The organism is Pseudomonas sp. Z2-11, assembly GCF_054161305.1.
Map to the genome: position 1 here is coordinate 1,954,525 of NZ_CP096395.1, position 23,906 is coordinate 1,978,430.

At 58.0% G+C, this 23,906-nt stretch carries 25 protein-coding genes, 4 tRNA genes and 1 pseudogene; 22 read left to right on the forward strand and 8 right to left on the reverse strand.

Annotated elements, in window-relative coordinates:
• The first annotated feature begins 84 nt into the window (after nucleotides 1–84).
• From accD to M1E16_RS08825, 10 genes are all read left to right on the forward strand, one after another.
• A complete protein-coding gene (accD, locus tag M1E16_RS08780; protein ID WP_305495819.1) occupies nucleotides 85–1,005 on the forward strand; it encodes an acetyl-CoA carboxylase, carboxyltransferase subunit beta in 921 nt (306 codons plus the stop codon).
• Nucleotides 1,002–2,309 (forward strand): bifunctional tetrahydrofolate synthase/dihydrofolate synthase, encoded by a 1,308-nt coding sequence (folC, locus tag M1E16_RS08785; RefSeq protein ID WP_458129662.1) that lies wholly within the window; start codon nucleotides 1,002–1,004, stop codon nucleotides 2,307–2,309. The genes accD and folC overlap by 4 nt, the downstream gene beginning before the upstream one ends.
• A complete protein-coding gene (locus tag M1E16_RS08790; protein ID WP_458129663.1) occupies nucleotides 2,293–2,961 on the forward strand; it encodes an SPOR domain-containing protein in 669 nt (222 codons plus the stop codon). Before folC ends, M1E16_RS08790 begins: the two co-directional genes overlap by 17 nt.
• 89 nt (nucleotides 2,962–3,050) lie before the next feature.
• On the forward strand, nucleotides 3,051–3,611 hold the full coding sequence (locus M1E16_RS08795) for a CvpA family protein (RefSeq protein ID WP_039593931.1): 561 nt from the start codon (nucleotides 3,051–3,053) through the stop codon (nucleotides 3,609–3,611).
• A 41-nt stretch (nucleotides 3,612–3,652) separates the two neighbouring features.
• Nucleotides 3,653–5,158: an amidophosphoribosyltransferase gene (gene purF, locus M1E16_RS08800; RefSeq protein ID WP_434569205.1), complete on the forward strand. Its 1,506-nt coding sequence runs from the start codon at nucleotides 3,653–3,655 to the stop codon at nucleotides 5,156–5,158.
• Nucleotides 5,159–5,214: 56 nt separating this feature from the next.
• The gene (locus M1E16_RS08805) at nucleotides 5,215–6,426 is read left to right on the forward strand and encodes an O-succinylhomoserine sulfhydrylase (RefSeq protein WP_458129664.1); all 1,212 of its coding nucleotides are present in this window, start codon (nucleotides 5,215–5,217) and stop codon (nucleotides 6,424–6,426) included.
• A complete protein-coding gene (locus M1E16_RS08810; protein WP_305495812.1) occupies nucleotides 6,423–7,196 on the forward strand; it encodes an SDR family oxidoreductase in 774 nt (257 codons plus the stop codon). Before M1E16_RS08805 ends, M1E16_RS08810 begins: the two co-directional genes overlap by 4 nt.
• 166 nt (nucleotides 7,197–7,362) lie before the next feature.
• Nucleotides 7,363–7,438: transfer RNA gene (locus M1E16_RS08815), tRNA-Val, on the forward strand.
• 58 nt (nucleotides 7,439–7,496) lie between these two features.
• Nucleotides 7,497–7,573, forward strand: a tRNA-Asp gene (locus M1E16_RS08820).
• 89 nt (nucleotides 7,574–7,662) lie between these two features.
• Nucleotides 7,663–7,739: transfer RNA gene (locus M1E16_RS08825), tRNA-Asp, on the forward strand.
• Between the two features lie 196 nt (nucleotides 7,740–7,935).
• Here the strand turns inward: M1E16_RS08825 and M1E16_RS08830 are convergent.
• A complete protein-coding gene (locus M1E16_RS08830; RefSeq protein WP_458129665.1) occupies nucleotides 7,936–9,219 on the reverse strand; it encodes an NAD(P)/FAD-dependent oxidoreductase in 1,284 nt (427 codons plus the stop codon).
• 183 nt (nucleotides 9,220–9,402) lie between these two features.
• Here M1E16_RS08830 and M1E16_RS08835 point away from each other — a divergent pair.
• From M1E16_RS08835 to M1E16_RS08855, 5 genes and pseudogenes are all read left to right on the forward strand, one after another.
• Nucleotides 9,403–9,479: transfer RNA gene (locus M1E16_RS08835), tRNA-Val, on the forward strand.
• 253 nt (nucleotides 9,480–9,732) lie between these two features.
• Nucleotides 9,733–10,035 (forward strand): hypothetical protein, encoded by a 303-nt coding sequence (locus M1E16_RS08840; protein WP_434624908.1) that lies wholly within the window; start codon nucleotides 9,733–9,735, stop codon nucleotides 10,033–10,035.
• A 600-nt stretch (nucleotides 10,036–10,635) separates the two neighbouring features.
• Nucleotides 10,636–10,736, forward strand: a pseudogene (locus M1E16_RS08845) (chemotaxis protein); the annotation flags it as partial.
• A gap of 166 nt (nucleotides 10,737–10,902) precedes the next feature.
• A complete protein-coding gene (locus tag M1E16_RS08850; protein ID WP_434695286.1) occupies nucleotides 10,903–11,424 on the forward strand; it encodes a hypothetical protein in 522 nt (173 codons plus the stop codon).
• A gap of 234 nt (nucleotides 11,425–11,658) precedes the next feature.
• Nucleotides 11,659–12,174: a hypothetical protein gene (locus M1E16_RS08855; protein ID WP_434695285.1), complete on the forward strand. Its 516-nt coding sequence runs from the start codon at nucleotides 11,659–11,661 to the stop codon at nucleotides 12,172–12,174.
• 98 nt (nucleotides 12,175–12,272) lie between these two features.
• Here M1E16_RS08855 and M1E16_RS08860 read toward each other — a convergent pair whose 3' ends face one another.
• Both M1E16_RS08860 and M1E16_RS08865 read right to left on the reverse strand, forming a co-directional pair.
• Complete coding sequence (locus tag M1E16_RS08860) at nucleotides 12,273–12,851, reverse strand: hypothetical protein (protein WP_458129666.1); 579 nt, start codon at nucleotides 12,849–12,851, stop codon at nucleotides 12,273–12,275.
• Between the two features lie 67 nt (nucleotides 12,852–12,918).
• Nucleotides 12,919–13,170, reverse strand: coding sequence for a hypothetical protein (locus tag M1E16_RS08865; RefSeq protein ID WP_434695283.1), 252 nt, complete (start codon nucleotides 13,168–13,170; stop codon nucleotides 12,919–12,921).
• A gap of 393 nt (nucleotides 13,171–13,563) precedes the next feature.
• Here M1E16_RS08865 and M1E16_RS08870 point away from each other — a divergent pair, with 393 nt between their 5' ends.
• From M1E16_RS08870 to M1E16_RS08890, 5 genes are all read left to right on the forward strand, one after another.
• Entirely contained in the window at nucleotides 13,564–13,776 is a 213-nt protein-coding gene (locus M1E16_RS08870) for a hypothetical protein (RefSeq protein ID WP_305495793.1), read from the forward strand.
• Nucleotides 13,777–13,992: 216 nt separating this feature from the next.
• A complete protein-coding gene (locus M1E16_RS08875; protein ID WP_458129667.1) occupies nucleotides 13,993–14,541 on the forward strand; it encodes a DUF2867 domain-containing protein in 549 nt (182 codons plus the stop codon).
• Between the two features lie 135 nt (nucleotides 14,542–14,676).
• Nucleotides 14,677–15,423: a hypothetical protein gene (locus M1E16_RS08880; RefSeq protein ID WP_458129668.1), complete on the forward strand. Its 747-nt coding sequence runs from the start codon at nucleotides 14,677–14,679 to the stop codon at nucleotides 15,421–15,423.
• 428 nt (nucleotides 15,424–15,851) lie between these two features.
• Nucleotides 15,852–16,082 carry a hypothetical protein gene (locus tag M1E16_RS08885; RefSeq protein WP_458129669.1) on the forward strand — a complete coding sequence of 77 codons (231 nt, stop codon included), beginning with the start codon at nucleotides 15,852–15,854 and terminating at the stop codon, nucleotides 16,080–16,082.
• 61 nt (nucleotides 16,083–16,143) lie between these two features.
• Nucleotides 16,144–16,347 (forward strand): hypothetical protein, encoded by a 204-nt coding sequence (locus tag M1E16_RS08890; RefSeq protein WP_434569141.1) that lies wholly within the window; start codon nucleotides 16,144–16,146, stop codon nucleotides 16,345–16,347.
• A 45-nt stretch (nucleotides 16,348–16,392) separates the two neighbouring features.
• Here the strand turns inward: M1E16_RS08890 and pip are convergent, their stop codons facing one another.
• Nucleotides 16,393–17,373 (reverse strand): prolyl aminopeptidase, encoded by a 981-nt coding sequence (gene pip, locus M1E16_RS08895; RefSeq protein WP_458129670.1) that lies wholly within the window; start codon nucleotides 17,371–17,373, stop codon nucleotides 16,393–16,395.
• A gap of 218 nt (nucleotides 17,374–17,591) precedes the next feature.
• Between pip and M1E16_RS08900 the strand changes: the two genes are divergently transcribed.
• Nucleotides 17,592–18,596, forward strand: coding sequence for an NAD(P)/FAD-dependent oxidoreductase (locus M1E16_RS08900; RefSeq protein ID WP_458129671.1), 1,005 nt, complete (start codon nucleotides 17,592–17,594; stop codon nucleotides 18,594–18,596).
• Between the two features lie 898 nt (nucleotides 18,597–19,494).
• On the opposite strand, the gene M1E16_RS08905 is transcribed toward M1E16_RS08900, so the two are convergent.
• The 3 genes from M1E16_RS08905 to M1E16_RS08915 form a co-directional block, all read right to left on the reverse strand.
• Nucleotides 19,495–19,671 (reverse strand): DUF3606 domain-containing protein, encoded by a 177-nt coding sequence (locus tag M1E16_RS08905; RefSeq protein WP_458129672.1) that lies wholly within the window; start codon nucleotides 19,669–19,671, stop codon nucleotides 19,495–19,497.
• 105 nt (nucleotides 19,672–19,776) lie between these two features.
• The gene (locus M1E16_RS08910; protein WP_434624884.1) at nucleotides 19,777–20,205 is read right to left on the reverse strand and encodes a DUF2628 domain-containing protein; all 429 of its coding nucleotides are present in this window, start codon (nucleotides 20,203–20,205) and stop codon (nucleotides 19,777–19,779) included.
• A gap of 290 nt (nucleotides 20,206–20,495) precedes the next feature.
• Nucleotides 20,496–20,693, reverse strand: a complete 198-nt coding sequence (locus M1E16_RS08915; protein ID WP_434603512.1) for a hypothetical protein — start codon at nucleotides 20,691–20,693, stop codon at nucleotides 20,496–20,498.
• Nucleotides 20,694–21,024: 331 nt separating this feature from the next.
• Here M1E16_RS08915 and M1E16_RS08920 point away from each other — a divergent pair, with 331 nt between their 5' ends.
• Entirely contained in the window at nucleotides 21,025–21,558 is a 534-nt protein-coding gene (locus tag M1E16_RS08920; RefSeq protein WP_458129673.1) for an anti-virulence regulator CigR family protein, read from the forward strand.
• Nucleotides 21,559–22,043: 485 nt separating this feature from the next.
• Here M1E16_RS08920 and M1E16_RS08925 read toward each other — a convergent pair whose 3' ends face one another.
• Nucleotides 22,044–23,894 (reverse strand): sigma-54-dependent Fis family transcriptional regulator, encoded by a 1,851-nt coding sequence (locus tag M1E16_RS08925; protein ID WP_434624880.1) that lies wholly within the window; start codon nucleotides 23,892–23,894, stop codon nucleotides 22,044–22,046.
• Between the last annotated feature and the right edge of the window lie 12 nt (nucleotides 23,895–23,906).

Sequence of the window (23,906 nt, forward strand, 5' to 3'; positions counted from 1 at the left end):
TCGCCGCACAATGAATTTGAGCTCAAGGGCATACGCGGGGCCGCGAACCAGAGCGTTCGGGCCGCCGGTACTGGAGAAAGAAGCATGAGCAACTGGTTGGTAGACAAACTGATCCCTTCGATCATGCGTTCCGAGGTGAAAAAAAGCTCGGTGCCTGAAGGTCTGTGGCACAAATGTCCATCCTGCGAAGCGGTGCTTTACCGCCCCGAGCTGGAAAAGACCCTGGACGTTTGCCCCAAGTGCAACCACCACATGCGCATCGGCGCGCGGGCCCGTATCGATATTTTCCTCGACGCCGAAGGCCGTGTTGAACTGGGCGCCGAACTGGAGCCCGTGGACCGCCTGAAATTCCGCGACGGCAAGAAATACAAGGACCGCCTGACCGCCGCCCAGAAACAGACCGGCGAAAAAGATGCGCTGGTGTCCATGAGCGGTACCCTGCTGGGCATGCCGGTGGTGGTGTCGGCGTTCGAGTTCTCCTTCATGGGCGGTTCCATGGGCGCGATCGTCGGCGAGCGCTTCGTTCGCGCCGCCAACCATGCCCTGGAAAACCGTTGCCCGATGATCTGCTTCGCGGCATCCGGCGGTGCGCGGATGCAGGAAGCGCTGATCTCGCTGATGCAAATGGCCAAGACCTCCGCGGTGCTGGCGCGTCTGCGTGAAGAAGGCATTCCGTTCATTTCGGTACTGACCGACCCGGTCTACGGCGGCGTCTCCGCCAGCCTGGCGATGCTCGGTGACGTGATCGTCGGCGAGCCGAAAGCGCTGATCGGCTTTGCCGGCCCTCGCGTGATCGAACAGACCGTGCGGGAAAAACTGCCGGAAGGTTTCCAGCGCAGTGAATTCCTGCTTGAGCACGGCGCCATCGACATGATCATTCACCGTCAGGAGCTGCGTCCACGCCTGGGCAACCTGCTGGCGCAACTGATGGGCCTGCCGACGCCGAAGTTCGTCGCCACGCCGATCGAACCAATCGTGGTTCCGCCGGCGCCTGCTGGCCTATGACCCAACGTACCCTGGGCGACTGGCTTGCCTACCTTGAGCAGTTGCATCCATCCGCCATCGACATGGGGTTGGAGCGCTCGCAAGCGGTAGCGTCCCGCATGGGACTGGCCAGGCCGGCGCCCCGGGTCATCACGGTTACCGGCACCAATGGCAAGGGTTCGACCTGCGCCTTCCTGGCCTCGCTGTTGCGGGGCCAGGGCCTGAGTGTCGGTGTCTACAGTTCGCCGCACCTGCTGCGCTACAACGAGCGGGTGCAGGTCAATGGCATCGAAGCCTCTGATGCCGAGCTGTGCGAAGCCTTCGCGGCGGTGGAAGCCGGGCGGGGCGAGACCTCCCTGACGTATTTCGAAATGGGCACCCTGGCAGCGTTCTGGCTGTTCGCCCGCGCCGGCCTGGATGCGGTCGTGCTGGAAGTCGGCCTGGGCGGGCGGCTGGACGCGGTCAACCTGGTGGATGCGGACATCGCGCTGGTCACCAGTATCGGCGTGGACCATGCCGACTACCTGGGCGATACCCGCGAATCCGTGGCCTTCGAGAAGGCCGGCATCTTCCGCCCGGGCGCGCCTGCGCTGTGTGGCGACCTTGACCCACCGCAGCCCTTGCTCGACAAGGTTCGCGAGCTTGATTGCCGATTTTTTCTGCGTGGGCGGGATTTCGACCTGGCCATGACCGAGCAGCACTGGCAATGGCGCGGCAGTGACGCCAAGGGCAATCCGGTGGAACTGCACGACCTGCCGCTCCTGGACCTGCCGATGGAAAACGCTGCGCTGGCGCTTCAGGCCTATTTGCTCGCGGATCTGCCGTGGGACGCGGGACGGATTGTCCAGGCGTTGCAGGCGACTCGCGTCGTCGGTCGTCTTGATCGTCGTTCGTTCGATTGGCAGGGCAAGCGTCTCAACCTGCTGCTTGATGTCGGCCACAACCCTCATGCCGCCCAGTACCTGGCGGAGCGCCTGGCGCGGCGGCCGGTGGCGGGCAAGCGCCTGGCGGTGTTCGGGCTGCTGTCGGACAAGGACCTCGATGGCGTGGTCGATGCCTTGGGTGCTACTGTCCAGCACTGGGCCGTCGCTCCGCTGGATTCGCCGCGTTCCCGTCCGGCCAGCGAGTTGCAGGCAGCCTTGCAGGGTCGTGGCGCTTCGGTTGATGCTTACGCCAGTGTGGCCGACGCGTTGGAAGGGCAGTGCGCCCTGGCGACGGCCGACGACGAGATTCTGTTGTTCGGATCATTTTTTTGCGTAGCCGAGGCCCTTCAATGGTTGGCCCGGCGTTCCTCGGAGGAAGCTGCAGATGGCATTGCTGGATAAGGCGTACAAGCAGCGCATGGTCGGGGCCCTGGTGTTGGTGGCCCTGGCGGTGATCTTCCTGCCGATGCTGTTTTCCCGTCAGGACGAGCAGCGCCAGGTCACGGTCGATGCACCCGCCGCGCCCCAGGCGCCCGCCGTGCCGCCGGTGCAGGTCGAACCGGTGGCGGTGCCCGAGCCGCAAGCATTGCCTCAGGAGCCGGTTCCGAGTGACGAGGAGTTGGCCGGAGAGCCCGCCGCGCCTTCTGCGCCCATTGCGCCCGCGCCGACCGCACCGGCTCCGGCCACGCCGAGCAAACCGGCTGCCGCGCCAACGCCTGTTCCAGCGGCGCCGGCAGTCAAGCCGGCCCCAACCCAGCCGATCACGGCGGCACCGAAACCGGACACCACGCAAAGCCGCGTCGATGCCAATGGCCTTTCGGTCAGTTGGTCGGTGCAACTGGCCAGCCTGACCAGCCGTGAAAGCGCGGAAAAACTGCAGAAGAACCTGCGCAGCCAAGGTTATAACGCCTATATCCGTTCCGCCGATGGCAAGAATCGGGTGTTTGTCGGTCCGCTGATCGAGCGTGCCGAGGCTGACCGCCTGCGCGACTTGCTCAATCGCCAGCAAAACCTCAAGGGTTTCGTGGTGCGCTTCCAGCCGGAGCGTGGTTGAACGCCATTTGGCTGATTTGAATCACGCAGCTTACCGACAGCCCTGCGCTCTGCTAAAATGCGCCGCCTTATCCGTCTGTAGGCTGCACCGTGCCATTTACCTGGGTTGACTGGGCGATTGTTGCAATCGTCGCCATCTCTGCATTGATCAGTCTGAGTCGCGGCTTCGTCAAGGAAGCGCTCTCGCTGCTGACCTGGATCATTGCGGGAGTCGTGGCCTGGATGTTTGGTGGCTCGCTGTCCCAGTACCTCGCCGGATACATCGAAACACCGTCGGCTCGCGTCATCGCAGGCTGTGCCATCTTGTTTATCGCCACCTTGCTGGTTGGCGCAATGATCAATTATCTGATCGGCGAACTGATTCGCGTCACCGGGCTTTCCGGGACGGACCGGTTCCTGGGCATGGCCTTCGGCGCGGCGCGTGGCGCGTTGCTGGTGGTCGTGGCCGTCGGGCTGTTGAGCCTGGGGCCGGTACAGCAGGATACGTGGTGGCAGGAGTCCCGGCTCGTGCCACAATTTCTATTGGTCGCAGACTGGTCCAAGAACCTGATCCTGGGTTGGAGCAGTCAGTGGCTTGCCAGCGGTATCAGCGTACCCGCTGAAATACCGTTCAAGGAGCAGCTCTTGCCGATGGCCAAAACGCCGCAGTGAGTGTTGTTCAGTTCAGATCCATTAAGTAGGGGTTGCGTCGCATGTGTGGCATCGTCGGTATCGTCGGTAAGTCGAACGTCAATCAGGCGCTGTATGACGCGCTAACCGTGCTCCAGCACCGCGGCCAGGACGCTGCCGGTATCGTGACCAGCCATGACGGCCGGTTGTTCCTGCGCAAGGACAATGGACTGGTGCGTGACGTGTTTCATCAGCGTCACATGCAGCGCCTGGTCGGCCACATGGGTATCGGCCATGTGCGCTACCCGACAGCGGGCAGCTCGACCTCGGCCGAGGCCCAGCCGTTCTACGTCAACTCGCCGTACGGCATCACCCTGGCGCACAACGGCAACCTGACCAACGTCGAGCAGTTGGCCAAGGAAATCTACGAATCCGATCTGCGCCACGTCAACACCAGTTCCGACTCGGAAGTGATGCTCAACGTGTTCGCCCACGAGCTGGCCCAGCGCGGCAAGCTGCAGCCAACCGAAGAAGACGTGTTCGCCGCCGTAACCGACGTGCATAACCGTTGTGTCGGTGGCTACTCGGTAGTGGCGATGATCACCGGCTACGGCATCGTCGGTTTCCGCGACCCCCATGGCATCCGCCCGATCGTGTTCGGCCAGCGCCATACCGACGAAGGCGTCGAGTACATGATCGCCTCCGAGAGCGTATCCCTGGACGTGCTCGGCTTCACCCTGATTCGCGACCTGGCACCGGGCGAAGCGGTCTACATCACTGAAGACGGCAAGCTTTTCACCCGCCAGTGCGCGACCAACCCGAGCCTGACCCCGTGCATCTTCGAACACGTCTACCTGGCGCGTCCGGACTCGATCATCGACGGTATCTCGGTCTACAAGGCGCGCCTGCGCATGGGCGAGAAACTGGCCGACAAGATCCTGCGCGAGCGTCCGGACCACGACATCGACGTGGTCATCCCGATTCCGGACACCAGCCGCACCGCGGCCCTGGAACTGGCCAACCACCTGGGCGTGAAGTTCCGCGAAGGCTTCGTGAAGAACCGCTACATCGGCCGCACCTTCATCATGCCGGGCCAGGCCGCGCGGAAAAAGTCCGTACGCCAGAAGCTCAACGCCATCGAGCTGGAATTTCGCGGCAAGAACGTGATGCTGGTGGACGACTCCATCGTGCGCGGCACCACTTGCAAGCAGATCATCCAGATGGCCCGCGAAGCCGGCGCCAAGAACGTGTATTTCTGCTCCGCGGCCCCGGCCGTGCGTTACCCGAACGTCTACGGCATCGACATGCCGAGTGCCCACGAGCTGATCGCTCATAACCGCACGACCCAGGAAGTGGCCGACCTGATCGGCGCCGACTGGTTGATCTACCAGGACCTGCCGGACCTGATCGAAGCGGTCGGTGGCGGCAAGATCAAGATCGAGCAGTTCGATTGCGCGGTATTCGACGGCAAGTACGTTACCGGCGATATCGACGAGGTCTACCTGAACCGGATCGAGAACGCCCGTAACGATGCGTCCAAGGCCAAGACCCAGGCGGTCAGCGCGATCATCGATCTGTACAACAACTGAGTAACGAACCGGCCCCGAGGGGCCGGTTTGCGTTCAAGCGATAGAAGGAGTGGAGCATGAGTCAGGATTGGGATGCCGGTCGGCTGGACAGCGACCTTGAAGGTGTAGCGTTCGATACCCTGGCGGTTCGCGCGGGCCAGCACCGTACACCGGAAGCCGAGCATGGCGATCCGATGTTCTTCACCTCCAGCTACGTCTTCCGCACCGCTGCCGATGCCGCGGCGCGATTTGCCGGTGAAGTGCCAGGCAACGTCTATTCGCGTTACACCAATCCCACCGTGCGGGCTTTCGAGGAGCGCATCGCCGCCCTGGAAGGCGCCGAGCAAGCGGTTGCCACCGCCACCGGCATGGCTGCGATCATGGCCGTGGTCATGAGCCTGTGCAGCGCTGGTGATCATGTACTGGTGTCGCGCAGCGTCTTCGGCTCGACCATCAGCCTGTTCGAAAAGTACTTCAAGCGCTTCGGTGTCGAAGTCGACTACGTGCCGCTGGCGGATCTGTCGGGTTGGGATGCGGCGATCAAGGCCAACACCAAGCTGTTGTTCGTCGAATCGCCGTCCAACCCGCTCGCGGAGTTGGTGGATATCGCCGCGTTGGCGGAAATAGCCCACGCCAAAGGCGCCATGTTGGTGGTCGACAATTGCTTCTGCACGCCAGCGCTGCAACAGCCGCTCAAGCTGGGCGCGGACGTGGTGGTGCATTCGGCCACCAAATTCATCGACGGTCAGGGTCGTTGCATGGGCGGCGTTGTCGCCGGTCGTGGCGAACAGATGAAAGAAGTGGTGGGTTTCCTGCGCACTGCCGGGCCGACCCTCAGCCCGTTCAACGCCTGGATCTTCCTCAAGGGCCTGGAAACCCTCGGCCTGCGGATGAAAGCGCATTGTGCCAACGCTCAGGTCCTGGCCGAGTGGCTGGAACAGCAGGACGGCATCGAGAAAGTCCATTACGCCGGCCTCAAGAGTCATCCGCAACATGACCTGGCGGCGCGTCAGCAGCGTGGTTTTGGCGCGGTGGTGAGTTTCGAAGTCAAGGGCGGCAAGGAGGGCGCCTGGCGCTTCATCGATGCCACGCGGTTGATTTCCATCACCGCGAACCTGGGTGACAGCAAGACCACCATCACGCACCCAAGCACCACCTCTCACGGGCGTCTCTCGCCGCAAGAGCGTGAAGCAGCGGGCATCCGTGACAGCCTGATCCGCGTCGCGGTCGGCCTGGAAGACGTAGCGGACCTGCAAGCCGACCTGGCCCGCGGGTTGGCGGCCTTGTGATCGAGCTGGCAACGCCGCCGAGCGGTACTCATGGCCGGGTTGCCCTGGTAACGGGTGCGGCACGGGGGATCGGCCTGGGCATTGCCGCCTGGCTGATCTGCGAAGGCTGGCAGGTCGTCTTGACCGACCTGGACCGCCAGCGCGGCTCCAGAGTGGCGAAGGCCCTGGGCGACAATGCCTGGTTCATCGGCATGGACGTGGCGGATGAAGGGCAGGTCGCCACCGGCATCGCCGAGGTGCTCGGACAGTTCGGCCGGCTCGACGCGCTGGTGTGCAACGCGGCCATTGCCGACCCGCACAACATCACCCTGGAAAGCCTCGACCTGGCTCACTGGAACCGGGTCCTGGCGGTGAACCTGGGCGGGCCGATGCTGCTGGCCAAGCACTGCGCGCCTTACCTGCGTGCCCATAACGGCGCCATCGTCAACCTGGCCTCGACCCGCGCCGCGCAATCGGAGCCCGACACCGAGGCGTATGCGGCGAGCAAGGGTGGCCTGCTGGCGCTGACCCATGCCCTGGCGATCAGCCTTGGGCCGGAGATCCGCGTCAATGCCGTCAGCCCCGGCTGGATCGATGCGCGAGACCCCTCGCAACGTCGTGCGCAGCCATTGACCGACGCCGATCATGCCCAGCATCCGGCGGGCAGGGTAGGCACGGTGGAGGACGTGGCGGCGATGGTGGCGTGGCTGTTGTCGCGCAACGCCGGTTTTGTTACCGGGCAGGAGTTTGTCGTGGACGGTGGCATGACCAAGAAAATGATCTACGAATAAACGGCAGCTGCAAGTGGCGAGCGACAAGCTGCAAGCGATTGGGTTGCTGGTGCTTCTGACTTGCAGCTTGAGGCTTGCCGCTCGAAGCTGTTTTTGAAAAAAACTCAATCCTGCTATTGACTTAGCATCGGTACCTGCGTAAATTTCGCGGCCTCAACGCAGCAAAGGGTGATTAGCTCAGCCGGGAGAGCGTCTGCCTTACAAGCAGAATGTCGGCGGTTCGATCCCGTCATCACCCACCATGTTTCTTGAGAGTCTTGCGAAAGCAAGATGGAAGCTGTCAAAAGCCTCCACCGACGCGCAGCGGTAGTTCAGTCGGTTAGAATACCGGCCTGTCACGCCGGGGGTCGCGGGTTCGAGTCCCGTCCGCTGCGCCATATTTTCCGAAGCAGGTTCGCCTGGTTCGAGATCCAAGCCTTAGGGTTTTGATCAGACGAGTTAACTGGACGCAAGTCCACAGCGATACGCAGCGGTAGTTCAGTCGGTTAGAATACCGGCCTGTCACGCCGGGGGTCGCGGGTTCGAGTCCCGTCCGCTGCGCCATATCTGCTTCGAGGCCCACTGAACGCCTTGAAGCTAAGAAGAAAGCTGAAGAGCTTCTTCCAATCGATAGCAAAGACCCTGGTCGAAAGACCGGGGTTTTTTGTTTCTGGTCCAAAGCAATCAGTGTATTCCGTGGCGAGGGAGCTTGCTCCCGCTGGGCTGCAAAGCAGCCCTTCGGTGAAACATCGAACTCGCCTCAGAACCCCAACCGATCCCGCAACCCGTAATACCAAGCCCCCATCGCCGCAAAAGGCGTACGCAACAACTGCCCGCCCGGGAACGGGTAGTGAGGCAGGTCCGCAAACGCATCAAAACGCTCCGCCTGACCTCGCAGTGCCTCGGCCAGGACCTTGCCCGCAAGATGCGTATACGTCACGCCATGGCCACTGCAGCCCTGGGAATAATAAATGTTATCCCCCAGCCGTCCGACCTGCGGAAGACGCGACAGTGTCAGCAGGAAATTTCCGGTCCAGGCGTAATCGATCTTCACATCCTTGAGCTGCGGAAACGCCTTGAGCATCTTCGGCCGGATGATCGCTTCGATATTCGCCGGATCCCGCGCGCCGTACACCACGCCGCCACCGAAGATCAGACGCTTGTCGCCTGTCAGCCGGTAGTAATCGAGCAAGTAGTTGCAGTCTTCGACGCAATAATCCTGGGGCAGCAGACGTTGAGCCAGCTCATCGCCCAACGGCTCGGTGGCAACCACCTGCGTACCGCAAGGCATGGACTTGGCCGCCAGCTCAGGCACCAGATTGCCCAGGTAAGCATTACCCGCCACGATAATGAACTTGGCCCTGACCTTGCCCTGCGGGGTATGCACAACCGGACTGGCACCGCGCTCGATGCGCACCGCCGGCGACTGTTCATAAATCACCCCGCCCAGCGACTCGACCGCCGCCGCTTCGCCCAAAGCCAGGTTGAGCGGATGAATATGCCCGCCGCTCATGTCCAGCATCCCGCCGACATACTCGTCGCAAGCCACCACCTCGCGAATACGCCGCTGATCCAGCAGTTCCAGCCGGGTGTGCCCGAAACGCTCCCATAAACGCTTCTGCGACTCCAGATGGCCCATTTGCTTGGCGGTGAGAGCGGCGAACACACCGCCGTCCTTCAGATCACACTGAATCTGATACTTCGCTACCCGCTCACGAATGATCCGGCCACCCTCGAACGCCATGTTGCCCAGTAACTGCGCCTGCTGAGGGCCGACACTGCGTTCGATCACATCAATGTCGCGGCTATAGCTGTTGACGATCTGCCCGCCGTTACGACCCGAGGCGCCAAAGCCGACCCTGGCCGCCTCGACAACCGTGACCTTGAAGCCATGCTCCAGCAGAAACAATGCAGAAGACAACCCCGTATAACCCGCACCGATGACGCAGACATCGGTTTCGACGTCATCCTGCAGGGCAGGGCGCGACGGCGCCGGATTCGCCGATGCGGCGTAATAGGACGCTGGGTAGGATGTGTTCGCCATTCTGGAACCTCTGTTTTATATTTTTTACGAATGCGCCGATCCTACCCGAGATAAAAATCCGCCGCCAGCCGGCGCAAAATCTTCGTCGCGTCGGCGCAATTAAATATTTTGCATATTCATAGGGTTAGGTGAAAAAAAGGTGTTGACACCCTTTTGGAATTCCGTAGAATGCCGCCTCACAGCAGGCACGTAGCTCAGTTGGTTAGAGCACCACCTTGACATGGTGGGGGTCGTTGGTTCGAGTCCAATCGCGCCTACCAAACAAAATCCGCTCTGCTGGGCGGTCTAGAAGGGCTCACCGAAAGGTGGGCCCTTTTTTGTTGCTTCGGATTCAGGCAGAACGTTCACAAAATATCGGGTTCGTTCACATCGGCAATGTGAACGCTGGATTAGCGAGCTTTCGTAAGGCGATTTCTCCGTTCATTCCCGCCGAACCACCGTTCATCCTCCTTGTCTTGAGTGTCTTTCGTTGTACCGATACTGTTCATTTGTACAGTATTTGGTGTGATGGCAATGCATGACGATCTGATCGATGACACTGGTTTTGAGCTTGGGCTACCTAGCCGTGAGGAGATGCTTAAGCATCAAGTGGACATACTCTGTTCAGACCTGGAGCTGACACGCCGTAACCTCAGAGCAGCCCACAGGGAGCTTGCAGGGCTGATCGTCGTGTACCGGAGTGCACTAAAGGAGATTGGGACGTTGAAGGCTGAGAACGGGAGGCTGAGGTGGACGCTGAGTGACATCTACCACAGGCAGAGCCAGGAGATGACCAAGAAGATGGGGTATGCCTACGGGGATCACGACAAGAGATGAGATCCGCCCTTTCTTAAGAAACCACTTCTTCTATAGAAAAAGAAAAGGGACGGATTTATTTTTTTGCTCCGGTGTTCTGAGTTCTCATCGAATGGATTCACTTGGAGCTGGCAGCCGCTAGAAAATAAATCTGTTCCCTTTTCCTTCCTTTCCCTCTTATCAGACTTTTAGTTTCTGATTGGGCCGCCGATACACTCACCACTCATTTTCAAATGGATGTAATCGGATGGTCATGTACTTGCTCCTGTCGGGGCTCGGCTTAATGGTTGCTATGCAGCTGGTCATTTTCTGCGTTGCCATCAAAAATTCGTTACCCCAGGCCATGCTCTGCTTAGTCATACCCTTTTACGTGTATGTCTATGCGAAGAAAGATTCACAAGCGAAGGTGTTCCTCTGGGGTTGGTATTTGGGAGTTGTTTTGCTCACTGCGGGGGTCGTGGCCTCAGCTTGAAGACATCTCAACATATTCATGAGCCTCGGCATTTTCCGGTTTTTTTCGTTTTCGGTTCCACCACACCTTTTGCCCCGAGCTGGGAGCGCTGCTGGAGCTGACTTGTTTGACCAGGCCTGCAGCGGCCAACTTTTCCTGATGGAGTTGCGATGGATCCTTCTGACCTCGGCCCAGGCTCAGCTACCTGGCCGGGCGGTACTGGAACCATTTGCTGGGCGGCTTTCTGTGGCTGCGTAAATTTCTTTCAAAGGTAAGTCCGTCCCCTTCTCCACTGCCCCTTTTCCCTATGGTGCGAGTGAATGAGGTGAGGGTGAAGAGATCACAGATGAACTTAAATATGGTCTATCCGCTATACACTCGCTCTTCAGGCCGGTGAGTAGATGGCCGCGTGCCCAGGTATCGACAGAGGATTACGGATGACATCACTTGGCTCCAACGAGGTTTTCATCATCCGGCCGAAGATCGGCATCGGTCGTTTATTCTTTGTTCCACTGCTTCGCCAGACACCTTGGGCGATCACGGCGATCTTTTGTATCAGCTTAGCGACCGGACTGTCGTTACCGGGGAGGGAATGGCCGGGCATCATCCTCGCAAGCCTGGTTGTGATGTGGTGGGTATATCAACTGGGCAGAGATATCAGCGAGCGCGCTCCACTGGCCGTGCAGGCGTCTGGTGTGGCTTTTCTCGGACGGTATCAACTAACGAAACGCACACCGCTTCGAATAGTGCTCAAACCCGACGGCCACCTGGCTTTTAGCAAGTCCTACAGTATTCATGTCGAGTATGAAAACGGGCGTTTGTTAATTGCTCGCCGTGTCGTCGGAAAAAAAGTCAACCAACAGAAACAGCTCGCCAGCGAGCTCGCCGAGTTTCTGGGCTTATTTGCATACGTGGATGATGGCTCTGGAAGACTGAAGAAATTAGCCGGCCAACGGTGAGGTTCCCGTCGCAACCAAGCAAACGAAGCCCTGTTGAGGCACGCACCCACGCATTGCGGGCCAAGCCCTATGAGCTGGCGCTCTGTGAGTGATAACCTGCGAGTTCTTCTTTAAGTGATATTGGATACAGTCATGGAAAGCTGCTTGAGGACGCTCGGAGTTAGCCTCGCTAACAAGATAGTGATCCCCGCCGCTTGGTTATCGGGGCTGGTAACGATAGGACTTGTGTGGGGCATGATACGGTTTTCGCCCGATAAGCTTACAGTCGAAGGGCGTCAGCTCTTCGTGGCTTCTTTTTCTATCTTTTGTCTCGCCATAGGGTACTTGATATGGCGTAAGCGACGAGCAAAAGCACTTGTGACATCCATCAACCTGAAAGAAGGTCTGAGCCTGGACGGTGCTCGGATGCTTGGCTATCCGAACTCCCTGTTTTTTGTCTTTGACCTGTCCAACAGGAAACTCGCTCAATGCCAAAGTGTAACCGGCGACTATCAGATTCGAGACTTCACGTGGGTAACAGGCTGGCAGTTCGAGTGGCAACAGATTGACAGCAGGGTATCGGGCGGCGTTCTTCAAATAGTCGATGGGGCAGGCATGAGCGTCCCAACCGACGAAATCCGGCGTAGGTTCATAAAATTCTCCCTGGTTTTGACGGTTGCCGATACAAATCATCCTCTCTTCCGTTTCCCGATGAGCCGGAGCGCAGCTGAAGGCTGGTGCAGCCGGTGCAATGTTCTTTTCATGTGCTAAACACGAAGCGTCACACCACAAGATAATTCTTTAGAACTCGTGACAGCGCTGATCGGAAGAAAAGCCCTAGCGGATTGCGCTGGGGCTTTCTTTGCAGATTACCTGGCCTCGAAATCCGGATGAGACTCTTCGAGCTTTTCGTCAACTGCCCCAAATGCCTTCTCGATATTCCCTCGGCAGTAGGCGTCGATGGCATTGCAAATCGGGAAGAGGGGATGCGTGCCTAAGGCGCCAGGGTCATTTTTCTCGTAGATATAACGCCACTCTACGAAAACCTTGTCATATTGCCGGAGTCCGTAGGCGATATCGCCACTGTATCCTTCATTAATGGCGAATGCCTTGATTGACTTTTTAGCTTCGTCTGGCAGATTTTCATATAGTTTGCTGAGATGATGTCCTTGTCCGCCAGGCGCGATTTTGAGAGATTCATCACGTCCTCGGGATATCGCAATTCCGCCAGGCAGTTCGTCCTCTTCATCGAGAAGGTAAGTCATCGTTGCGTTGATTGACTTTAAAAATATTTCCGTGGCGAGACAGATGTTGATCATTCCTGGCACGAACAGATTACTCTGCTTCGAGTCAATTAGCTTTCGCCCGGCTTCACCAAATGCCAAGCCTTGATGGTAAATAGTTCCAAGGCAGCGATAAGTCACCACGCGCTTATAAACTGAAGTCACTAACGAATCCTTTTGTTGGTTTTGGGGCGGTCAATATGGCAGGCCAAACGTCTGCGGGAGGTTTTATTCAGGCGTAGCTGTTAACTCGCGCCCAAACGCACGCGTCCCAGCCTTTCGTGCAAAGGTTGTCAACGAGCTCCTTGCATAACCACCAGTGGCTTGATAGATCATCTGGATTGACGTCGTATTCTTTAACCTCAATCTTTTTGTAGATGTCCTGAATATTGCCAGGGAGGCTCTCGAGTGGTGTTTCGGCCGTGCGAACCAAGTGAGTTCTATTCCCTTCGTCGTTGAAAGAAGCGTAGAAAAATACTTTCATGGCTGATCCTTGCTTTTGGTTGGCTGTTTTTTTTTTTGCAACTCATGATCTGGGAAGTTGTTACAGAACTTCAATACATATCATGATTTGAAGCGTTAGCAAATGTTACGCGGTGTTCCGCTTCTGGCGTCGAATACGTCTGTATTGGTTTTCGTTGTTTCTGATATGTAGGAACTATCCTTCAGAAGAGTGCACCGTAAGGTGTTCTTAGCGAGGTAGTAACCATCGTTTTTCCTGGTCTTCTTCGCAAGCCAAGTCCGCGGGTTTTGAACATCGCTTCGAAATGAATTTACCGGCGGTCCGGCCGTTCGGAATTACTGCCGCTGGCGGGACTCCATTCATCGAGGAATATCTATTTCTCAATGGCGGTGAACACCGCCCGAGGCAGATGCAATGACGTCGTTCGAAGAATTCAGGGCTACATCCCATGAGCTTCTCAAAGAGCTGGACGCCGCGACGATAAAGATGATGATGCTGGTCTCTGCGAAAGAGGTATCCGGTCCTTTTTGGGAGGACGCTGCCCAGCGGCATCACGACGCTGTAGATGCTTGGCATTCCTTTCTCAATATTCCGACGGGTTTTGTGTCGGATCCGCCTCTGCCCTAAGAGTCAGGTTTTCCCCGGTTATTTCGCTCGACATTTCGCGCCATACAGACTGCGTATGGTGCGCAGCTGACTGATATGCTGCGAACACCAGCGAACGTTAACAAGCTAAGTGCGACGTTGCTCTATGGTCTGCCAGTGGGCAGCCAGAGCTCTATCTCGCCTTTATCGACACGGCAGGTCGTCCAATTCGTGCTGGAAACTAAGGAAGGATCCCCGATGCGAGAATTTGAGCTCATTAAGTCCGTTCCAGTCCCCTCAAGGTCCGGCATTACCCATCTTTACAACCCGATGAACCTGGCGGACGCTTTTGCGGTTCGGCTCCCTGCGGGCACATCCAGCGATCCGGATTTGCTAGCTCGATTCATTCTTTTACACCAGCCCTCCTGGATCGGATGGCTCCTGACAGTCCGGGACACTATCGTTGCCTGTTTTGGCCTGAAGACAGCCAGACATCTGGCATCGCTTGCCAATCGGGTTGGCGTCTTCAAGGTCTACAGTACAAACCAGACTGAAATCGTGTTGGGAGAGGACGACAAGCACCTCGACTTTCGGATATCGATCCTGTGTTCTGAAGAGGCGGAGCCAGAAGGCAATCGCCAACTGGTGTTTTCAACTGTGGTTCAGTGCCACAACCGTCTTGGCCGGGCCTATATCTTCGTTATCGCCCCGTTTCATCGCTTGGTTGTCAGGGCCAGCTTGCTCCGTGCAGCGCGCGTCGGTTGGCCTCTGGCTACCTGCGCCTCAGAGCGCAGTGTCCCCGTGTAGATCAGTTTCCAACGGGCACTTCGCCAGTTAGGCACGCAGCCGTCAGAAGATAATGAGCATCGGTGCTCCTGACCTGATAGCGTTGCGGGAAAGGAGCATGGGTGTGTGCAGAGAATGGGCAAACTGGAACCGTTAATGCCGTACAACTACATGAACGGCCGCTACCTGGTCTTCAAAGGCAACGGCAACGATGGGGCGCCTTTGGGCAGGATTCACCAGGACGGAACCGTTCGAAACCTGCACGATGAGCCGCTCTACTACATAAACATGGACGAACATGCGTTCTGTTCGATGGACTTCACCTTTCAGGGCAATATACAAAAAATCCGCGGCACGTTTTACGTGCTCGGTGACAGAACGCTGTTCACATTTTCCGAGATGAAGGTTAAGCCACTTGGAAACGAGACCGAGGAGCAGGCGCTTCACCGGGAGTTCAAAAACACCGCGATAAACCTGGCAAGGCAAATCGCCCAGGCGAAGAACGAGATGGCGCAGGAACGGATAGAGATGGCCATGTCCGATTCAAACCCTTTCCGGCGTTTCCGTGCCTTCTTTACGAGCCGAGCCCGCAGGGAGCGAGCATCACCAGGTTGGCGTCGCAGTGAGTTAGAAAACGATCATGTCTTCAAATCGAGGTCTGTCGCTGTCTCCTCATCATCACTCGCGCCAATGATCTTATGGGCAACAGATGCAAGGACCAGGAAAACGCGGCCATACAACAATTACGCGACGGTCCGGTTACAGGTGAACTCCTATTACGGTCTGTCCCTGGCTTTCCGCTTTCCGCCGATCAAGGTGGGTTGTACTGCGTCACTCGCAGAAGTTCCTCGTTGTAGCTCACGTTGGGAAAACATCCCATCCGTCTATACCTCGCGTTTCTAGCCGCGGTAAATCTCAAGAGCGCGGTGTGCTACACCTTCCAATTCACTGGGATTCATATGAAAACGCTAGTCTTGGCACTCTCGCTGGTCGCACTGGCAGCCTGCATGCCTTATAGGACGGTCACCTCGCCAGATCCAGACTGGATGCGTCTGGGTGGATATGAGCCTGAGGGTTATCCAAGGACGTTTGTTGAGACCTGGGAAGGCAAGTGCTATGCGGTTACCGAGGCATGGTTCAAGAGCGCAATCAACGGTCGTACCTTGTGGACCAAGCGGCAGTCTCACGAGGCTGTTACCTGTCCATAGGCGCCCCCGCAAGCAGATTGGAGGGGCCGGGTTCCTGCAATCATGAGGTGCAGGCGATCAAGCCATTGAAACTTCACCCTTTACCAGACGATCTTCTAAGCATCGGCTAACAGGAGATCAGGTATGAAATGTTATCTATGCGGGCTGGAAGCACAACAGTCCGAAGAGAACCAAGGTGGTGAACTCGTCAACTGCGCTGATTGCGGAACCTACAAGATTTCAGGCCTTGTTCTGAAAGAGCTGGGGGCCAGGAAATTCAATTACCCGAAAATGCGCGATGATCTGCACCGCCAGCGGCAGTTCAACGCTACATCTGTCGCCGAGATCAATACCGAGACGGCCATTTGGACTTGAGCGTGGCGCTGCCTGGCGATTCATCGCAAGACCCCGATCAACTTTAAAAAGCGCCAAGGCAATGCCAAAGAAACAGCCGGATGACAAAACGACAGCGAGTGCTGCCGAAATCGAGCGATCAATTCTGGCGCTCAACAAAATGGCTGAGCGCCTGTGGGGTGATGGCCGGGAAGCGGAAGCCGAGGCGCTGTTAAAGGCGCTGGATGCGTTAAACCGTGCGCTTGATCGCATAAGGATCGGGGAGAGTCGCAGAGTGCTTCACTGAAGCCCGGCGTTGGTGCTGGGCCTTCTGGTTTGTTGTGCATTGCTCCTAACCGAATTTCCCACCCACCTTGAACTGCTCCGTCGCCTCGATCAAAGCACTGACAATCCCGGTTTCCGAAGGTGAATGCCCGGCATCATTGATCACGGTCAGCACCGAGCCTGGCCACGCTTTATGCAGGCGAAAGGCCGAGTTTGGCGTAGCAATCATGTCGTGCCCGCCCTGGATGATCCTGCACGGCAGATGGGCAATCGACGCGATGTCTCGGATGAGCTGATCTTCCTCCAAGAATAGCTGGTTCTTGAAATACCAGGCATCCAGGCATCCCATGCCAGTGCTGGTCTGATCGTCTGACGCTTGTTCTTCGACGCCGTCAGGGTCGTGCCGCAACAGCGAACAACTGGCGGAGTAGCGCACCCAGCAGCGGATGGCTTCCACGCGTAGGTGCTCGTCGGCACCCGTCATGCGGTCCAGATAGGCTTTCAAGAGGTCGTGGCGTTCGGCTTCGGGAATGAAATTCACGAAGTCTTCATGAGCGCGGGGAAAGAAGCGCCGCATGCCGTGGATGAACCAGTCGATCTCGTCGGCTGTGCCCAGGAATACCCCTCGCAGGATGAAGCCAAGGCAGCGTTGCGGATGCGTCTCGCCGTAGGCCAACGCCAGGGTGGTGCCCCACGAGCCACCGGTGATCAGCCAACGATCGATTCCGAGATGCTCCCTTAACGCCTCGATGTCGTTGACCAGCGCTTGGGTAGTGTTGTCGCGCAGTTCCGCCAAGGGTGTCGAGCGAAGGGCGCCGCGCTGATCGAACAGTACGATGCGGTAATGATCGGGATCCCAGAACTGTCGTTTGGTCGGCGGAGCGCCTTCGCCGGGTCCGCCGTGGAGGTAAATCACCGGTACGCCGTCGGGGTTGCCGCTTTCTTCCCAATAAAGCGTATGTAGATCGTCGACGGGCAGCATGCCACTGCGCCGAGGCTGCTCGATAGGGGGAAATTGGCTGTAGGTAATCTGGCGGGGGGCATCCATTGGGCGGCTCCTGATGTATGTGTTGTCCAGCAAGGTCTCTTTCAGTTTCGGAAAGAGCCGCCTGCCGCAAGTTCACACGCGGCGTCGGCGCACAGGACAAACGGAAGGCGCATAAGCTGTTGATTACGCCGGATAAATGGCCGTTTGTCGGGCCAGGCAATCTTTGTCGCTCAGTTGGCAGTCATTGCTAAGAACACCGCAAGCACGAGGAACCGGCGATGCCACTGGAGCCTGATGAATATGAAGAGCTGTTCGCTCGGCCAGAATCAGCTTCCACTGAGGGTGGGGACGTTGATCTTGATTGCTTGGTCATCGGCGCCGGCCCCGCTGGATTGACCGCAGCCGTTTACCTGAGTCGATTCCACCGGCAGGTCCTGGTCGCCGACGGTGGGCGCAGCCGTGCGAGTCTCATTCCACGTTCCCATAACTATCCGGGTTTTCCACCGGGCATTTCCGGCACGGACTTGCTCGCCCGGCTGCGAGAGCAGGCGTTGCGTTACGGCGCGATCATCGAATCAGGGAGGGTCAAGCGCCTGCTCAAGCACCGTGCAGGTTTTGTTGCGCAACTCAACGGCCGTGAACTGGTTGCGCGTCGCGTGGTGCTGGCGACCGGAATCGTCGACACGCTGCCACACATGGAGCGGCCTTACGATGCGGTTGCGCAATCGGTGATCCGACTTTGCGCGATCTGTGATGGTTACGAAGTCAACGGCGACAACGTCGCGGTTTATGGCGAGGCGAGCTGTGCGATCAATCATGGATTGTTTTTGCGAAACTTCACTGACCGGGTAACGGTATTGATTCATGGAGATAGCCAGGCTTGCGAAGAAGCCGTTGCGGTAGCGAGGCATGCCGGTATTCGCGTGGTCGCCGATCGTGTCGAGCATATAGAGGCTGGCAGCGATCAAGTCCAGGTTGAAACGTGCAAGGGCGAAAGCCTCTGCTTCGACATTGTGTATCCGTCTCTGGGCTCGCAAATGTGCTCCGAACTCGCGGTGCAACTCGGTGCCGAGACCGATGAGCAAGGTGCGCTGGTCGTCGACGCGCACCAGCGCACCTGCGTAGAAGGTTTGTATGCGGTTGGAGACGTGGTCAATTCGCTCAAGCAGATCAGTGTCGCTACCGGCCAGGCGGCAACATGTGCGACGGCGGTGCATAACAGCCTGGAAGTGCGTTTATGGGATCGAGCGCGTGACAAGAAGATGCCTTTCGATTCGGCTTGAGCTTGCACCAGGCGGCGCTACTTGGTCGCTGGGAATCTCGTCGGTTCCACTCGACACCCAACCGGAACACTGACGCACCTTGGCGTATCTACCGACAACACAATCGGAGCGCCTGGCAGTGGATGTGTACAGGATCGAATTCGAAAACGACCGTTGGACACTTTATAAATCCCATGGCTACAAACCGATCCTGCAGGCTGACAGTCAAGGTGAGTTGATCGACCATGTGCTTGCCTTGACGCGGGGGGAGGGTGTGGTGATTCGATTCATGGGGAACAGCGGCCTGCGAGAATTGAGGCTGGGGAACGTGCGGGACGACGTACCGTAGAACCGCCTATTGATTGAACTGCCAGCGCCCTGATGTGCCCAACCTGTTATCAACGAGAGGGCAAACCCATGACCGACGAGAAGAAAAACGAACAACCCAAGGACGACACGCCCGCCCACTCCACCGAGCAGGAGCGTGAGCGTTTGAAGGACTTCAACAAAGATGGTATTCCACCGGGCTCTTCGTGATCGGCCTCGGGAATTGCGCGCTGCCTCGGTGCGGATTTACACCCCGTTAGACGGAGGCTGGCGGCGCAAACGTTATCAGCGCCGCCAGCACAACTTGCCGATTATTCCACCATGCAAATCCAATGATGATCCTCCCTGTAAGGCGCTCGGATAAACGCCACGTCGGATACCAGCACCATCCCACGCTTCTGAAGTGCTTCGGTCAGTTGTACGAGTGTCTCTGCTTCGATAGTCATCGCTGTTACCTCGTCAGATTACTGCGTTCATAATTGTTGACCGAACGCCTCGACGGGTAATTCATTTTTTCTAACGAGCTGATCGAGCGACGCCAGGACGAGGTACGTCGTTACAAAAAAGCCCTACAGTGATGTAGGGCTTTTTTTTATTTCTTCAGTTGCTTGCGAACATCATCGGCCATCGGCCCAACAGCCTTGACCGCTGCCTTGAGCTGCTCTTCGGTCACGCCGAATTCTTTCGCCCAGTATCTCAATTCCCAGTCTTCGGAAGTGTTGATGCGGTTCCGGTCCTGGGGTCCGCGATTGCTCAAGTCGTCAGCCATTGTCGAGTTCCTATGAAAGGCCTGGTAACGCCAGGCGACACTCAATGGACCATCAGACAGGGCTGTTTGCGCCATTTTTATAGGGCGCTGCGGCTGAGCCGGTAATCAGAGACGCATGCCTTTGAGCGGATTCCAGCCTTGCTCGCCTTTGATTTCCTTCAGGTAGTACGCGTAGTTGGTCATGAGCGCATACATCATCGACATGGCGATGTTCAGACCCATGCTCAACGGCCGCGGAAATTCCATGCCGATGATGGCGAAAATCACGCTCAATACGATGTTGATCGCCAGGAAGATTCCGAGCAGCGCCAGGTTCTTCTTCCACAGGCCCAAGACAAACAGATAGATAGGACCGAAAAAAAACGCGATCACGTTGGCGTTGATCAGGATTTTCTTTTTGAAGTCCGGCAGGGTCTTGACGGCCTCCTTGTAGCGCGGGTCGTTTGGCGCGCCATAGGTATCAAAGAAGTCGAAACGTTCCTGCCATTTGGCGCTGTATTTTCCGCTGCTTTGTATTTGTTCAGTCGTGCTCATTTTTCGCTGCTCCTGGTGTTCCATCAAAGAGATCGTTCTTCCGAGAATCCTGCGCTGTTTTTCCTGGTCTTTTGGCTAATGCGCTTTTGCTGCCCGCTTTATAAGCGTTCGCGCGCAAAAATACCGCAACAGTTGCTCAAATGGCTTTCTGATCTGTGATGGGCATCACGCTGGTCTTGCGAGGGCAGGCGGGAAGTTCACGACGGCGTTGGAAACTGCAAAGGCAGGTCATCCCGAATCGCCCGCTCAATCAAACGGGCGACGGGTTTCATCCAACATTCAGGACGCACTCAGAGCATGGCATCTGCAAAAGCGTGGTCTGGGACGATTGTCAGAAAGTGCAGCGGCATCTGCTGTTCCGTGTGCGTCACTGGCAACTCAAGACTGCCAACTATCTGGCTTTGAAGCGCGCTCAACCGCATCGACTCTTCTTCCTTTAACTTTGCCATTCTCGCGTGGTTCGCTGCGATTTCATTGAGAGTTGACACGGTACATCTCCGGTGGCTGACCAAGCGTTGAGAATTTGCTGCCGCGCCAGAAAGACGTCGTCCTGCGCTGCGTACAAGGTCCGCTGCAAACCTTGAGCCAGACGTGCCCGTGCCATGTGCACGACTTGTCACAGGCGACCAGTGGCAAGTTTCGGCGCCTGTCGGGGCGGGAGCGTTCCAACCATGCCTCAGGAATAAGTCACTGATACGACAAAATTGAGTCAATTCCAGCCTGCCTACCGTGTTCAGCGCACGCAGCGTGATATGGAACTAATATCACCGTTAGTCTCTATATCTTTACAGGGACTATTCCCTTTCTGAGAGTACTGCCATGTTCAAATCGCGCTCGTTGATTGCTGCAGTGACCTGTTTTGCCTTGGCGGCGGGCCCTGGCCTTGCTGTCGCGGACCCGGGCAATGGCAAGGGAAACGCTCAAGTCGATCAAGGTCAGGGACAAGGAGGCAAGGGCGGGCAGGGCAACAAGGGCGGCCAGGGTAATGCTGGCAATAAGGGTAACCAGAGCAATGCTGGCAATAAAGGCAACCAGGGAAGCAAAGGCAACCAGGGCGGTGGCGGCAGCGATTGGCATAACGGGCCGAGCATCGACCGTGGCGGTGTTCTGGGGGTGATTGGCGGTTATCGCGATTATTGGAGCCCTGGCCCGGCACTGCCGCCGGGTATCCAGAAGAACCTCGCCCGGGGCAAGCCGCTGCCCCCCGGTATCGCCAAGAAGCTCGACGGACGTTTGCTGGGACATCTGCCGCGCTATGACGGTTACGAATGGCAGCAGGTCGGTACCGACCTGATTCTGGTGGCGATCGCCAGCGGCATCATTTACGAAGTGCTCAACGGTGCCTTCGACTGATCTGCTGCTTGAGTGCAATGGCAATCGCTTCGGAGTGCCAGGCAGATAAGCAAAACTTCTGTGGGAGCGAGCCTGCTCGCGAAAGCGGAGTGTCAGTCACCGTTGATGTTGGCTGTCCCGACGCCTTCGCGAGCAGGCTCGCTCCCACATTTTCCGAGTTGTTCTCAGATTTCGCATCCACCGCAAATCCCCGGTGGGAGCGAGCCTGCTCGCGAAAGCGGTGCATCAGTCACCGTTGGTGTTGGCTGTCCCGACGCCTTCGCGAGCAGGCTCGCTCCCACATTTTCCGAGTTGTTCTCAGATTCGCATCCACCACAAATCTCCGGTGGGAGCGAGCCTGCTCGCGAAAGCGGAGTGTCAGTCACCGTTGATGTTGACTGATCCGACGCCTTCGCGAGCAGGCTCGCTCCCACATTTTTCCGAGATGTCCTAAGGTTTCGCATTCACCAAAATCTCCTGTGGGGTTGGCTCCCACAGGTTTCGTATCAGCTTTCCAACTGCCGCAGGCGTTTGTACAAGGTATTGCGGCTGACGCCGAGGCGTCGTGCCAGGTGGGAAATATTGCCGCCGACGGCCTGCAACTGGCGGTTCAGGTCTTCGGCGTCGTTCAGGTCTACTGCCAGCGGTTCCGGTGTTTCCACCGGCTCCATTTCCAGGTCGACAAAAAAATCATCGGGCAGATGTTCCGGGCGGATCGGTTGTTCTTCGGCCATTGCCAGGGCCACTTGCAGCACGCTGCTGACTTGCCGCAGGTTGCCCGGCCAGGGGTGGCGTTCGAACAGCTCCAGGACTTCGCGGCTCAGGCCGGCCCATTGGGTCGGCTCGCGGTGGTGTTCCCAGAGGCGCTTGAACAGCGCCTGCTTGTCGCTGCGTTCGCGCAGGGGCGGCAATTCCAGGGTCAGACCGCCGATGCGGTAGTAGAGGTCTTCACGGAATCGCCCCAGTTGCACCTGTTCGCGCAGCGAGCGATTGGTGGCTGAGATGATACGGATGTCCACCGGGAACAGCTCGGCGCTGCCCACCGGTTGCACGCAGCGTTCCTGCAAGACCCGCAGCAAGCGGGCCTGGGTCGGTAGCGGCATGTCGCCGATCTCATCAAGGAACAACGTGCCGCGATCGGCCTTGCGGATCAGGCCGATGCTGCCCTTCTGGTTGGCGCCGGTGAAGGCACCTTTTTCATAACCGAACAATTCCGACTCGACCAACTCGGCGGGAATCGCCGCGCAGTTGACTGCGATAAACGCCTGCTTGCAACGCGAACTGGCCTGGTGCAAAGCCTTGACGAAGACTTCCTTGCCGACGCCGGTCTCGCCGTGGATCAGCAGCGGAATGTCTTTCTCCAACAGGCGCTCGGCCTGGCGCACAGCTTTTTCCACCCTGCTGTCACCGAAGTGCAGGGTGTTGAGGCTGATGGTGGTATTGGCAGGGGCGGGCGCTGGCGAGGGCGTCGTTTCGGCAAAGATGCGCGGCTTGACCGACACCTGCTTCGGCCGCTTGAGCAGGCACTGGAACCGATTGCGCCCGGACGCCTGTAAGGCGAACGGCAGGCCGTCGGGCTGGTTGAGCAATTCCATCAGCGAGACCTTGAACAGGCTTTCGATGCTCACCCGCGACAGGCTGAGGCCCAACAGGTTATCGGCGCGGCGGTTGGCCGAGAGCACCTGGCCGCTCTCATCGAAAATCAACAGCCCGGCCCATTGGCTGTCGAGGTTGTTCAGTCCGGTGTTGAAGGTGAGCTGGAAGTGTTCACCGCGAAACAGGTTGAGGATCAGCCGGTTCTCCACCGTCTGGCTCATCATCTTGACCATGCCCAGCGTATGGGACGGCGGCAGGTAGCTGTCGCTGGAGACGTCCAGCACCGCGATGACCTTGCGCTCGGCATCGAAGATCGGCGCGGCGGAGCCGGTCATGAAACGGTTGGCCTTGAGGAAATGTTCATCGTGTTCGATGTGCACCGCCTGTTCACAGGCCAGCGCGGTGCCGATGGCGTTGGTGCCGGTGCAGCGCTCCATCCAGGTCGCTCCGGCGCTGAAACCGTGGGCCAGTTTCGGTTCGATGAACCGCTGGGTGCCCCAGGAGGTCAGCACCTGGCCCTGGTTGTCGGCCAGCATGATCAGGCAATTGGAATTGCTCAGGATATTCTCGTAGTACGGCAGGACTTCCTGGTGAGTGGTCTGCACCAGTGAATGCTGGCTTTCCAGTAACTGGGCGATGCCCTCGGCCGGCAATGGGTCGAACGCCGGTACGCTCTGGTGATTGAGGCCAAATGCGCGGCAACGGGACCAGGAGGCCTGGATGATGGCCTCGTGGGACAAGGCAGGAGCAGGTGCGGCCATGGGGCACTCTCG